Below are 12,109 nucleotides of genomic sequence, written 5' to 3' on the forward strand. Positions count from 1 at the left end.
GTTTTTGCCCTTCCGCTCAGGCGAGCCGGATGAGGGGCTGGCCCTTGGCGACCATTGTCGCATTGGGAACGAGAACTTCGGCGACTGTGCCCGCTCGTCCCGCGTGCACCGGGTTCATCAGCTTCATTGTCTCGACGATGCCGACCACGGTTTCCGGCCCGACGTCATCGCCCACCGTGACGAACGGGAGCGCGCCCGGTTGCGGTGCATGATAGAACGTCCCGGGAAGTGGCGCCGCCACCGCATCCGGATCGGCACTGTGCTCGGCCTCGGCAGAGACCGCTGCATCCGGTGCGGCGCCTGCCCATTGCCATTCCTGCGTAAGGCCTGCCTCCCCGCCATCAGCCCGCGCCAGGCGCAGGCGGAAGCGGCGCGTGGAAAGGTCCAGCTCGCGATAGGGCGAAGCCTCGATGATCGCTGCGATTTCGGCGACGTCTTCGGCGGTCAGCGGCAAGTCTTCGTTCATGGGAAAGTCTCGCTCAAGCCTTGGCCGCTGCCAGCATCTCGCGCGATGCGGCGATGATCGCGTCGGAGAAGGCGGTGTCGTTGAAATGCGCGTCGATGGCGGTGACCGGCACTTCAGCCGGCATGACCTCGCGCAGGTATGCCGCGAACGGCGGCGGCACGCTCGGGTCCATCAGGTGGCCGGCCGGACTGTCGTGGTTCGAGAAGCCGTGGAGCGGCGTGAACACGCGCACAGGCCCCCTTGCATCGCGCACGTTAGCGGCGAGGTGGTCGGCGAGCTTCTTGAGATCCTCGAACGTCGTGCGAACGGCGGTGAGCTGCGGGTTGTGCTCGTGATAGCGGCGGCCCGGGAACTGCGCGCGCGAGGCGTCGATCGGCCCGCCGATGATGAAGTCCGCGTTGCCCGGCGCGAGAATCGTCGGGATGCCCTTGAGGAGGGCTGCACGGCCGCGATCGGGCCCGGTATCGGCAAGCCCGCCGAAAATGTGATCGATGATCTCGGTCTGCGAAAGATCGAGCACCAGCGCGACATCCTTTCCAGCGGCGAGGCCATCGAGCGTGGGACCACCAGCGCCGGAGGAATGGAACACCATGACCTCGCAGCCATCGCTCTCGAGCGCCTCGCGAATGCGCTTCACGCTCGCCTCGGTCGTGCCGAGCGTTGTCACCAGCACCAGCGGCCTTTCCGCCGCCGCCTTGGGGTCATAGCCCCTGGCCATGCCCGCCACCGCATTGGCGGCGTTGCGGAAAACATCGCGGCTGATGGAATTGAGGCCCGAGATGTCGGTCACCGCGTTCATCATCGCGATGTCCTGAACGCCCATGTAGGGCTTGGTGAAGCCCGAGGCCATCGTCGAGACGATCATGCGCGGAAGGCCATAGGGGAAGCTCTGCATGAGCGCGCCGGCCAAAGCCGAGCCCATCGAACCGCCCACCGCGAGAATGCCCGAAATCGGGTCCTTCGCATTCCAGGCGTGCGCGGCGGCGATCGCGCCCCGGATCATCGCGTCCTGGCACTTGCCCTCGTGGCCGAGCGCGCGGACTTCCTCGATGGTCATCCCGGCTGCCGCCGCCACGTCCTCTGGCGAAATCTCGGCTCCGCCAACGGTGCGGCGCACGCTCGGATCAAGGTGTACGACACGTACACCCGCTGCCTCCAGCACGGTACGAACGAAGTGGGCTTCTTCTTCTTTGGTGTCCTGCGTCACGATCAGCATGACGCTTGGGCTTGTGGTCTCGGCCATGGCTATCCTCTTTTCCCTTGCCTTGAGAGTGCGACATCCCGGTTGACTTTGCACGACGGTATGCAATGTGCGCATTCCATAAGGTGAAACACGCTGACGGACCGTCCGGTACCGCGGAGCGCATGCAACACCGGGAAGAGGCGATGCTCGAACGCAAGGTAAAGACGGTGCGCGCGCTGGAGCGCGGGCTCGACGTGTTGATCGAGGTCCAGGCGCGCCGCGCGGTCAGTCTCCACGAACTCCACCAGGCCTTGAAGCTGCCCAAGGCGACCTTGCTGCGCATGTTGCTGACATTGGGGAGGAAAGGCCTCGTCTGGCAGCGTCTGGCGGATGGAGCCTATCTGCCGCATCTGGGCGCGGCGGCGCGCGGCACGGGCAGCGCTGTCGAACATATTGCCGAGATCGCCTCGCCCTACATGAAGGCGCTTTCGACAAAGGTGGCCTGGCCTTCGGTGCTGGGCGTGCCGCGGCTCGATCATATGGAGATCCTCGAGACCAACAGCCCGCTGTTCCGGCTTGATTCCGCCATTCTCGGCCCCGTGGGCGTCAAGCTCTCCTACATTCACACGGCGACGGGGCGGGCGTACCTTTCCGCATGCGACGAGCAGGAGCGCGAGGCGATCATCGCACGGCTGCGGCCCAAGGATGCCGCGCCAGGCAGCGAGGACGACCTGCGCGCGATCCTCAAGGAAACCCGCGAGCGCGGCTATGCCCTGCGCGAGCCACTGCATCCTTGGCCGGACCGTTCCAAGCAACTTGTGCTGCGCGACGGACGGCGCTCGATGGCGGTGGCGATCATGGCGGCTGGCGCGCCGATCGCCACGATCAATCTCACCTGGCCAGCCAAGCGCGGTACGGACGAAATGGTGATGCATCGCCACCTTGAAGCCCTCCAGCAAACCGCCCAGGCCATCGGCCGCGCGGTTGCGTCGCAGTCCGCCAGTGCGCCGATTGCAGGAAATGCCGTCTGATCAGGTGCTTGCCGGGCGCTAATCAGCAGAATTGCACCTTGTGAAATCTGTTTGTCTAGCTGATTAAATTGGAGGCAGCCTGTGCGACTATCTCCTCAACAAGATTGGGGAGGAGCAAGGCATGCGGCAATGGGTTATCCGGGCAGGTGCGTCGTCGCTCGATGACATGACCTTGCGCGATGTGCCCGAGCCGGAGGCCGGCCCTGGCGAGGTGCTGTTGCGTGTGCGCGCCTGCTCGCTCAATTTTCGCGACCAGATCATTCCGCAGGGGCTCTACATGGGCGGCACCGTGGCGGTTGATACCGTGCCGCTGTCCGATGGCGCAGGTGAAATCGTTGCTGTGGGCGCAGGGGTCACCTCGGTGAAGCCTGGCGACCGGGTGGCGGGCACTTTCTTCCAGAACTGGATCGACGGACCGCCCAACCCCGGTGCCGGTCCCGCGCTGGGCGCGCCTCCGGCGACTGGCATGTTGCAAGACCTTGTCGTGCTTCCAGAACACGGCGTCGTGCCGCTCGCGGCAAGCCTCTCGTTCGAGGAAGCGGCTTGCTTGCCCTGCGCGGGTGTCACCGCGTGGAACGCTCTGATGGAGGGCCCGCACCCGGTCCGCCCCGGGGAAAGCGTGCTGGTGCTCGGCACCGGCGGCGTATCGCTGCTCGCACTGCAGATCGCGAAGGCTGCCGGCGCGCAAGTGATCGCGACCAGTTCGTCGGATGAGAAGCTCGTTCGCGTGGCCGCGCTCGGCGCCGACAAAACCATCAACTACCGCGAAGTGCCCGCCTGGGGTGCCGCCGCGGCCGACTTGGCAGGCGGCGGCGTCGATCATGTTGTCGAAGTGGGCGGCGCGGGTACGCTAAAGCAGAGCATCGCGGCGGTCGGCTTCGGCGGCGAGATCGCGCTGATCGGCGTGCTTACGCGTGAAGGCGATACCAACCCGCACCCGCTCATGTTCAAGGGCGGCTCGATCCGCGGCATCTTCGTGGGCTCGCGCGGCATGGCGGCGCGGCTCAACGCCTTCATCGACGCGCATGGCATCAAGCCGGTGGTCGACCGCACCTTTGCCATGGAGGATGCGCTGGAGGCCTATCGCTATCAGGCCTCGAGTGCGTTGTTCGGAAAGGTCGTGATCACGCTCTGACGAATGGGCCGCGTGGCCCTGACCATAACAGCCCAGCTGCACGAACGGCGGGCGCAAGGGTAGAGGAAAACGAGGCATGGGTCTGACACTGGGCTTTGGGCAGCGCATCGGGGGCGTGGTGCAGACCGCGTTCGTCGTTGCCGATATCCATGCCGCAATTGCCCACTTCCAGCGCGATTGCGGGGCAGGGCCGTTCTTCCTGCTCGATCACTTCCTCGGCGAGGGGCAGGTCTATCGCGGCGCGCCGTCGGAGGCCGATGTCGCCATCGCCATGGGTTTTGCCGGACACATGCAGATCGAGCTGATCCAGCCGCTTGATGAGCATCCGTCGGTTTACCGCGAGACCATCGAGGCGATGGGATACGGTTTTCACCACTTCGGCATTGCCTTCACAGATGTCGATGCCGCGCTGCCGGATTATCTCGCGCGGGGGCACACCCTGGCCTTCCGCGCCCCGGTGCCGACCGGCGGTTCGGTTGCCTATCTCGAAAGCGCTGATCCCGTCGCACCCGGCTTCCTCGAGCTGATCCCCGCGACTGAGGGCATGAACACGCTCTTCACCGCACAGTGGCAGGCTGCGCAGGACTGGGACGGCCAGACCGCTCCCGTGAGGCCGTTCCTGTGAGCGGCGCCATGCACTCGTCCAGCGTGGACAGCTCGCAGCGCGCAAGCGGTGGCTATCAGGCCTGGGTTGTCGGTCTGCTCAGCCTCAACTTCGGCATCCTCTTCTTTGATCGCAACGCGCTCAATTTCCTCATGCCCTTCGTGCAGCCCGATCTGCACCTCAGCAACACGCAGGTCGGCATGTTCAGCTCGGCACTTTCGCTGACCTGGGCGCTATCAGGACTTGCCGTTGGCCGCATTTCCGACAAGCTCGGCTCACGCAAGCCGGTCGTCGTCGTCGCGACGCTGGCGTTCTGCCTGTGCTCGTTCGCCTCGGGCCTTGCCTCATCGTTCTTCATGCTGCTGGGTGCGCGCCTGCTGATGGGCGCGGCGGAGGGCGGCGTGATGCCGGTCAGCCACTCGATGATCGTCAGCGAAGTGGCGCCCGAGCGGCGCGGCATGGCGATGGGCGTGGCGCAGAATCTCGGCTCCAATCTCCTCGGTTCGGGCCTTGCGCCGCTGCTGCTGGTTCCGGTTGCCGCCACGTATGGCTGGCGCGAGGGTTTCTACCTGGCCGCTGCGCCCGGCCTCATCACCGCCGTGGTGATCTGGTTCACCCTGCGCGAGCCACCCGCCGAGGTGCATGACGCCGCCCAGCCCAAGGTTGCGCTCAGCGAGGCCTTTCGCCACCGCAACGTCGTGCTCTGCGCGATCATTTCGGTCCTGCTCGTGTCCTACCTCGTGGTGTGCTGGGCCTTCATGCCGCTCTATCTCACCAAGGTGCGCGGGTTTGCGCCCGAGACGATGGGCTGGCTCATGGCTACGCTCGGCCTCTCGGCAGGTATCGGCAGCTTTGTCGTGCCCGCGATTTCGGATGCCATCGGCCGCCGCCCGGTGATGATCGGCTTTGCCTTCCTCGGTGTGATCCTGCCGCTCGGCGGGCTATACTATACCGGATCGCCCTGGATGCTCGCGGCGATCTTCTTCCTCGGGTGGGGACTCAACGGTCTGTTCCCGATGTTCATGGCCACGATCCCCTCGGAATCGGTCGATCCGCGGCTCACCGCAACGCTCACCGGCGTTGTCATGGGGACCGGCGAAGTTCTGGGCGGGGTGCTCAGCCCCTTCCTCGCGGGCGCGCTCGCCGATGTCTACGGGCTCTCCGCGGCGCTCTGGCTGATGCTCGCGCTGTGCATCCTGGCCGGGATCTGTGCGCTCGGCCTTGTCGAATCCGCCCCGCGGGTAGTGGCCCGCCGTACGCTTGCCCCTGCCTGATCCTCACTGCAACAAGGACCTTCGTCATGACCGCAGTGCAAAAGTTCGCCACCGAAGGGATTGCCCCGCCCGAACGCCTCGCGTTCTGGAACGCGCTGGTCGATCGCGTCTACAGCGGGACGTACGTGAAGAGCGCGAGCGAAGACTTCACCGGCGAGATGTGGACGTGGCAGGTGGGCGATCTGGCGATGATCCGGCCACGCTCGACTGCCTCGTTCGTAGGGCGCGATCCGCGCTACACAGCAGAGGAGCGTCTGATCCTGCACCTGCAGTGCCGGGGTTCAAGCATCCACCGCCAGAGCGGGACCGAGACCGCGCTCGGCGCGGGCGATTTCGTGATCGCCTCGCCGCACGAGGCCTATGCCATCGACCTGGCCGCACATGAGTTGCTCGTAGTCGAGTTTCCCCGCGCGCCGTTGGCCGAGCGGTTTGCCGGGCTCGACGATATGCTTCGCCAGCGCATGAGCGGCGCGACCCCGGGCGCACGCGTGTTCCATGATTTCCTCCTCTCGCTCTGGCGGCAAAGCCAGCAGGGCTTTTCCGATCCGGACTGGCAGGATGGGGTCAGCCAGGTGTTCTACGATCTGATTGCTCTCGCCATGCGCGGCGCTGCGCGGGGCGAAGCCGCCATGCCGGCTGCTGACAGCGCGCTGCGCCGCCGGGTGCTTGGCATGATCGAGGCGCAGCTTCCCGATCCGGCGCTGCGTACGCTCAGCCTCTCCGCCGCTTGTGGGGCTTCGGTGCGCACGGTGCAGAACCTGTTTGCAGGAATGGGCACTACGCCGAGCGCCTATATCCTCGAGCGGCGGCTTGTCCGTGCTGCCGAGCGGCTCCACGCCGCGCCGGAGGCAAGCATCACCGAAATCGCGTTCGAATGCGGCTTCAACGATAGCGCTTATTTCGCCCGTGCATTTCGGCAGCGGTTTGGCGTTTCACCAAGTGAATGGCGACGCAAATAGCCGGGTTTGCGCTTCAGTCCTGTTCGCCTTGCGCTCCAGTGCAAGCCGGTGTGGCCAAAGTGGACTATGAATTCGAATGCGCATGTCCGCCCGCCCGAGGGGCGAAGTGGGCAGTGACACTGTTATAGGGAGAGCAACATGAGACGAACGACGGTATCGCTTGCCGTGCTCGCTGCTGCGCTGGCCACGCCGGCCTTGGCGCAGAGCACGCCGCCAGCCCAGGCAGAAGCCGCTCCGGAAGGCGGCATTGCAGAAATCGTGGTTACGGCACAGAAACGTGCGGAAAACGTGCAGGATGTTCCGATCGCCATCTCGGCGTTCACTTCGGACACGCTGCAGGAACGCTCGGTGACCAGCGTTGCGGCGCTTTCGAACATTGCGCCCAACGTCACGCTGGACGCCGGCACCCCGTTCTCGGGTTCGACTGCCGTCCTTTCGGCCTACATCCGCGGCATCGGTGCAAACGACTTCGCGTTCAACATCGATCCGGGCGTGGGCATCTACCTCGATGGCGTCTACCTGGCCCGTTCGGTCGGCGCGAACCAGGATCTGCCGGACGTCGAGCGCATCGAAGTCCTCAAGGGTCCGCAGGGTACCCTGTTCGGCCGCAACACCATCGGCGGCGCGATCTCGATCGTCACGCACGATCCGGGCAAGGAGTTCCGTTTCAAGGGTGACGTCACGGTCGGTCGCTTCAGCCTTGTGCAGACGCGCGGCACGGTCGATCTGCCGATCGCCGACGGGCTCGGAGCCTCGGTCAGTTTCTCGACCAAGAACCGCACCGGCTATCTGAAGCGCATCGCGTTCCCGGGTGCAGGCAACTATGCTTCCACCAACATCCAGAACTACAAGGCCGCTGGCTACAACAACATCGGTCTCGGCACCGAAGGCGGCGACAACAACTGGAACCTGCGCGGCAAGGTGAAGTACGACACGGGGGCGTTCACCGCGACCCTGTCGGCCGATTACACCAATGTCGACCAGAGCCAGATCGCCAACACGCTGATCACGACGACGCCTGCCGTCTTCGCCGGCACCTACAACTGCGCGATTGCGGCTTCGAGCACCGATTGTGGCGGCGGTCCGCCCGCGTTCGCCTATATCGGTGGCATCGGCGGCCTCAATTCGATCTTCGACAACCCGTCTGTCTATGGCGTCAACGTCGATGCTGATCCGCGCAACAACCGGCTGCCCTATGACAACCGGTTCGTGACTGGAAACATCGACACGAGCTATGCCAACGGCAACAACTACTCGAAGCTGAAATCCTACGGCGGCTCGCTGACGATGGCCTATGATCTGTCGGACAGCGTCACGCTGAAGTCGATCACCGGCTACCGCGAACTGCACTGGAACGTGGGCACCGACCTCGACGGGTCACCGCTCAATTTCCTCCACACCAGCTTCACCACCGAGCAGTGGCAGTTCAGCCAGGAGCTGCAGCTCCTCGGCAATGCCATGGACAAGAAGCTTAACTACGTGCTGGGCGCCTACTACTTCAAGGAAGCGGGCAACCTGCATGACTACGTGACCTTCGCGGAAGGGTTGCTGCAGGTTGATGGTCCCAACAACCTCAAGACCAAGAACTACGCGTTCTTCGGCCAGGTGGACTACAAGTTCAGCGACATGTTCGGCATCACGGTGGGTGGCCGCTACACGCACGAGGACAAGGAGTTCGAAGGCTTCCAGTCGGATGCCAATGGCCTCACCTACAAGATCCTCAACTTCCTCGCCGGGATCAACGCCGGCCCGCCGGCCTGTGCCAACATCAATCCGATCAGCGACGCCTGCCGCATCGCTGCCGGGTTCCCCAACGCTGGGCAGCCGCTGCGCTACTACGTCGCGGGCGTGCAGCAGAAGAAGTTCAACAACTTCGCCCCCAAGGTTGGCGTGCAGTTCCATCCCAACGACGATGTGATGGTCTATGCCAGCTGGTCGAAGGGGTACAAGACCGGTGGCTGGACGACCCGTCTTTCCAACCCGCTGCCCTACGCTCCGGGCTTCGGCGAGGAGAAGGCGACCACGTATGAACTTGGTGTCAAGTCGACCCTGATCGACCGCCGCCTCCAGGTCAACGCGGCCGTGTTCCAGACGGACTACAAGGGCATCCAGCTGAACTTCCAGCAGGGCGTCTCGCCAACCATCCAGAACGCGGGTGATGCGAAGATCAAGGGCTTCGAGGTTGAAGTGACCGCAGCGCCGGCCGATGGGCTTACCATCACCGGTTCGGTCGGCCACCTCGATGCGAAGTACACGTCGGTGCTGGCGCCGGCGCAGGTTGCAACCAACCCGTTCCAGGCCGGTGTGTTCCCGGGTGCCGATCTGCCCAAGACGCCGAAGTGGAAGTTCAACATCTCGCCGCGTTACGAGGCGAAGTTCGCGAACGGCGGCAAGCTGATCTTCGTGGCGGACTACACGCACTCGTCGTCGCTGTGGAACGATACCGAGCGCGCGTATCTGCTGCAGCGTCCAGGTACGGATATCCTGAACGGTTCGATCACCTACAAGGAACCGGAGGACCACTGGGACCTGACTGTGGGCATGACCAACATCACCGATACGCGTTATCTGGTGACCGGTCAGGCTCAGATCGCCGGCGGCCAGATCTACGGAACCTACAGCCGTCCGCGCGAGTGGTACGCTAAGCTGGGTCTGAAGTTCTGATTGGTGCATGACAGGGGGCGGGTGCCGGAAGGTGCCCGCCCAACTGCAATGGAGAGACAAATGCCTGAAACCGCCCACTCCGAGTTCTGGAAAGGCATCAAGCCGGTCGAGAAGGTGTTCCGGGAAGGCGGCCTTCCCGAAGTGTATCTCTCGAAGATCGCCGAGGGCGACGAGCGCTACTGGGTGCCGATCAGCGAGACGGTGAGCTCCAAGCCCGTCTGGATCAGCCCGACCAAGAACATGTGGGCCGACGTCCTCATGTCGAAATCTGCGGGTCTGGTGAACCGCCATTATCACCCGCATCCGATCTGGGCCTACACGATCAGCGGCAAGTGGGCCTACCTTGAACACGAGTGGACTGCGACTGCGGGCGACTTCGTTTACGAGACCCCGGGCGAGAGCCACACGCTCGTCTGCTATGAACACGAAGATCCGATGAAGGTGTTCTTCGTCGTCTCCGGCCCGCTGATGTGGCTGGATGACGATGGCAACACGACCGGGCACTTCGACGTATTTGACTATATCAAGAACGCGCGCGAACATTACGACCGGGTCGGCATCGGTGCCGACTACGTCGATACGCTGATCCGCTAAGAGGAGCGCTTTTCATGAATGCCATGACTGCACCGCCATCGTCGAAGAAGGAAATTGTCGACGTCGGCTTTGCGCATCGCGAACTCGTCGCCCGGCTCAGTCCCGGTGGCCGCTATATTGACGCGCAGACCGACGTCGACAGCCCTTGGGTGCCCTTCGGCGACAATGCCGCGATCAAGCATCTTGCCTTCGACGTGCGGCAGGGCATCTTCTCGAATATCCTGTGGGTGAAGAGCCCCGGCACGATCGGCACGCACCTCCACCGCGGCACGATCGTCATGGTCTGCCTTGAAGGCAGCGTGCGCTATCTGGAGTATGATTGGGTCGCTTCACCCGGCGGGCTGATCCTTGAAGTCCCCGGCGAAAGCCATACGCTCGTCACCGAGCACCCCGAAGGCGTCAAGCTGTTCGGGTGGATGCAGGGCCCGATCGACTTTTTCGACGAAAACGGGAAGTTCGTCGACACCTCGGACGTCTGGTGGTTCATCAACCACTACGAGACCTATTGCCGAGAAAACAACATCCCGATCAATCCCAAGCTCTACCTCTAAAGGGACCGCACGCCATGGCCACCATGACCGCCCCGCCTTCGGGGGCCTACAAGATCGTCGATGTACCCGAACTCTATGGTGCGCTGATCAAGTCCAAGGGCATCGAGGGAACCTATGTCGGCGCCTCGGAAACCGAGAGCCCGTGGGTGCCCTTCGGCGACAACGCCGCAATCCGGCACCTTGCCTTCGACGTGCGCGACAATGTCTACGTCAACATCCTGTGGATCAAGGGCCCGGGCGTGATCGGTACGCACAAGCACCGCGGCCGTGTCTGGGCGATTGGGCTTGAAGGTTCGTTCCGCTATCTGGAATACGACTGGGTCTGCAAGCCGGGCGAGTTCATCACCGAGACGCCGGGCACCGCGCACACGCTGGTGACGGATGATCCGAACGGCATGAAGGCCCTGTTCCACATGCAAGGCGCAAACGAGTTCTTCGACGAGCATGGTAACCACGTCGAGACGCTCGACGTGTGGTGGTTCATGAACCACTACGAGACCTACTGCCGGGAGCACAACATCCCGATCAACAAGCAGCTCTATCTCTGAGGAGCAGCGGACATGAGCATTGCTGGGGTCCCCAAACTCGGTCCGGAGCCGGTTGGCACGTACCTGCGCAACACGTGGTACGTAGCGGGCTGGGCAAGTGATCTGGGTGAGGCTCCCCATCAACGTGTGTTCCTTGAAGAGCCCGTTGCTTTGTTCCGCGATGCAGACGGCAAAGCTCATGCCGTTTCAGGTCGCTGCCCGCATCGCTGGGCGCCGTTGGGGCAGGGCACGGTGGTGGAGGGCGCGCTCATGTGCCCCTACCATGGCTTGCGCTTCGACGGCACCGGAGCCTGCGTCCACAATCCGCACCCCGGCGGCCAGCTTCCAGAGAACCGGCTGCAGGTCTATCCGCTGGTCGAGCGTCACGCGCTGCTGTGGATCTGGATGGGCGAGGCGGACAAGGCCGATCCCGCCCTGATCCCGGACTTCGGCTGGCTCTCCGATCCGAAGTGGGAAGCCGTGCGCGGCGCGACCGTGGCGGAGGGCCACTACGAGCTCTACAGCGACAACATCCTCGACCTGAGCCACGCGAATTTTGTCCACCCGGCGCTGGTGGCCGCCGCCTTCACCGAAGGTGACCGCAAGTTCTGGCAGGATGGCGAGACGGTCCATGCCGAATACATCCGCCTGAATGACTATCTCTCCGAAGGCATCGGCGGGATGCTGGGCCGGATCGGGGTGAAGCAGGACTTTTGCGGCTGGGTCGTCTGGCACGCCCCCGCCGTGCTCTATTTCGATTTCCGCGCCGGACCTCCGGGCACCCCGCGCGAGGATTGCACGCTGCTCCCCTCGTTGCACGCCTTCACGCCCGAAACGCCGGACACGACGCACTATTTCTGGGCGACTGCCCGCGACTTCGCGCTGGGCGATGCCGAGTTCACCGCCGGAATGCGCGCCGCGCTCGAATTTGCCTTCGAGCAGGAGGACATGCCGCTCATCCGCGACAGCCACCGCCTGATGCGCGGGGCCGATTTCTGGGACCTGCGGCCCGCTATCCTGAACGGTGACGGGGGCGGGGTGCGCGCACGCCGCATGCTGCAGCGCCTCATCGACCGCGAACGACAACAATCCTCCACGGCCTGAACACGGCCGCAAGGGGG

At 64.1% G+C, this 12,109-nt stretch carries 12 protein-coding genes; 10 read left to right on the forward strand and 2 right to left on the reverse strand.

All coding sequences use genetic code 11. The features are described 5' to 3' along the window. Window positions 1–16: 16 nt before the first annotated feature. Together AQZ52_RS12175 and AQZ52_RS12180 are read right to left on the reverse strand one after the other, a co-directional pair. The gene (locus AQZ52_RS12175) at window positions 17–466 is read right to left on the reverse strand and encodes an acetyl-CoA carboxylase biotin carboxyl carrier protein (protein WP_067911025.1); all 450 of its coding nucleotides are present in this window, start codon (window positions 464–466) and stop codon (window positions 17–19) included. Window positions 467–479: 13 nt separating this feature from the next. After that, the gene (locus AQZ52_RS12180) at window positions 480–1,709 is read right to left on the reverse strand and encodes a Tm-1-like ATP-binding domain-containing protein (RefSeq protein ID WP_067911027.1); all 1,230 of its coding nucleotides are present in this window, start codon (window positions 1,707–1,709) and stop codon (window positions 480–482) included. Window positions 1,710–1,852: 143 nt separating this feature from the next. On the opposite strand from AQZ52_RS12180, the gene AQZ52_RS12185 reads away from it, so the two are divergent. The 10 genes from AQZ52_RS12185 to AQZ52_RS12230 all read left to right on the forward strand — a co-directional run bounded on the left by AQZ52_RS12185 (window position 1,853) and on the right by AQZ52_RS12230 (window position 12,092). Then, window positions 1,853–2,680, forward strand: a complete 828-nt coding sequence (locus AQZ52_RS12185) for an IclR family transcriptional regulator domain-containing protein (protein ID WP_067911031.1) — start codon at window positions 1,853–1,855, stop codon at window positions 2,678–2,680. A gap of 121 nt (window positions 2,681–2,801) precedes the next feature. Then, a complete protein-coding gene (locus tag AQZ52_RS12190; protein WP_067911034.1) occupies window positions 2,802–3,815 on the forward strand; it encodes a zinc-dependent alcohol dehydrogenase family protein in 1,014 nt (337 codons plus the stop codon). A 76-nt stretch (window positions 3,816–3,891) separates the two neighbouring features. Beyond that, complete coding sequence (locus AQZ52_RS12195; RefSeq protein ID WP_067911038.1) at window positions 3,892–4,440, forward strand: VOC family protein; 549 nt, start codon at window positions 3,892–3,894, stop codon at window positions 4,438–4,440. Between the two features lie 8 nt (window positions 4,441–4,448). Then, a complete protein-coding gene (locus AQZ52_RS12200; protein WP_067911040.1) occupies window positions 4,449–5,693 on the forward strand; it encodes an MFS transporter in 1,245 nt (414 codons plus the stop codon). A 26-nt stretch (window positions 5,694–5,719) separates the two neighbouring features. Continuing rightward, entirely contained in the window at window positions 5,720–6,652 is a 933-nt protein-coding gene (locus AQZ52_RS12205) for a helix-turn-helix domain-containing protein (RefSeq protein ID WP_067911043.1), read from the forward strand. A 138-nt stretch (window positions 6,653–6,790) separates the two neighbouring features. Then, the gene (locus AQZ52_RS12210) at window positions 6,791–9,316 is read left to right on the forward strand and encodes a TonB-dependent receptor (RefSeq protein ID WP_067911046.1); all 2,526 of its coding nucleotides are present in this window, start codon (window positions 6,791–6,793) and stop codon (window positions 9,314–9,316) included. A gap of 60 nt (window positions 9,317–9,376) precedes the next feature. Further along, entirely contained in the window at window positions 9,377–9,910 is a 534-nt protein-coding gene (locus AQZ52_RS12215) for a 2,4'-dihydroxyacetophenone dioxygenase family protein (RefSeq protein ID WP_067911049.1), read from the forward strand. Window positions 9,911–9,924: 14 nt separating this feature from the next. After that, the gene (locus tag AQZ52_RS12220) at window positions 9,925–10,461 is read left to right on the forward strand and encodes a 2,4'-dihydroxyacetophenone dioxygenase family protein (RefSeq protein WP_067911052.1); all 537 of its coding nucleotides are present in this window, start codon (window positions 9,925–9,927) and stop codon (window positions 10,459–10,461) included. Between the two features lie 14 nt (window positions 10,462–10,475). Next, on the forward strand, window positions 10,476–11,009 hold the full coding sequence (locus tag AQZ52_RS12225; protein WP_067911054.1) for a 2,4'-dihydroxyacetophenone dioxygenase family protein: 534 nt from the start codon (window positions 10,476–10,478) through the stop codon (window positions 11,007–11,009). Window positions 11,010–11,021: 12 nt separating this feature from the next. Beyond that, entirely contained in the window at window positions 11,022–12,092 is a 1,071-nt protein-coding gene (locus AQZ52_RS12230) for an aromatic ring-hydroxylating oxygenase subunit alpha (protein WP_067911056.1), read from the forward strand. Window positions 12,093–12,109: the final 17 nt, after the last annotated feature.

It is taken from the genome of Novosphingobium fuchskuhlense, from assembly GCF_001519075.1.
Taxonomy (GTDB): domain Bacteria; phylum Pseudomonadota; class Alphaproteobacteria; order Sphingomonadales; family Sphingomonadaceae; genus Novosphingobium; species Novosphingobium fuchskuhlense.

What these genes read in the sequence shown, in the direction of transcription:
- AQZ52_RS12175 (WP_067911025.1), bottom strand. Translation starts at nt 466, where the DNA reads ATGAACGAAGACTTGCCGCTGACCGCCGAAGACGTCGCCGAAATCGCA.
- AQZ52_RS12180 (WP_067911027.1), bottom strand. Translation starts at nt 1,709, where the DNA reads ATGGCCGAGACCACAAGCCCAAGCGTCATGCTGATCGTGACGCAGGAC.
- AQZ52_RS12185 (WP_067911031.1), top strand. Translation starts at nt 1,853, where the DNA reads ATGCTCGAACGCAAGGTAAAGACGGTGCGCGCGCTGGAGCGCGGGCTC.
- AQZ52_RS12190 (WP_067911034.1), top strand. Translation starts at nt 2,802, where the DNA reads ATGCGGCAATGGGTTATCCGGGCAGGTGCGTCGTCGCTCGATGACATG.
- AQZ52_RS12195 (WP_067911038.1), top strand. Translation starts at nt 3,892, where the DNA reads ATGGGTCTGACACTGGGCTTTGGGCAGCGCATCGGGGGCGTGGTGCAG.
- AQZ52_RS12200 (WP_067911040.1), top strand. Translation starts at nt 4,449, where the DNA reads ATGCACTCGTCCAGCGTGGACAGCTCGCAGCGCGCAAGCGGTGGCTAT.
- AQZ52_RS12205 (WP_067911043.1), top strand. Translation starts at nt 5,720, where the DNA reads ATGACCGCAGTGCAAAAGTTCGCCACCGAAGGGATTGCCCCGCCCGAA.
- AQZ52_RS12210 (WP_067911046.1), top strand. Translation starts at nt 6,791, where the DNA reads ATGAGACGAACGACGGTATCGCTTGCCGTGCTCGCTGCTGCGCTGGCC.
- AQZ52_RS12215 (WP_067911049.1), top strand. Translation starts at nt 9,377, where the DNA reads ATGCCTGAAACCGCCCACTCCGAGTTCTGGAAAGGCATCAAGCCGGTC.
- AQZ52_RS12220 (WP_067911052.1), top strand. Translation starts at nt 9,925, where the DNA reads ATGAATGCCATGACTGCACCGCCATCGTCGAAGAAGGAAATTGTCGAC.
- AQZ52_RS12225 (WP_067911054.1), top strand. Translation starts at nt 10,476, where the DNA reads ATGGCCACCATGACCGCCCCGCCTTCGGGGGCCTACAAGATCGTCGAT.
- AQZ52_RS12230 (WP_067911056.1), top strand. Translation starts at nt 11,022, where the DNA reads ATGAGCATTGCTGGGGTCCCCAAACTCGGTCCGGAGCCGGTTGGCACG.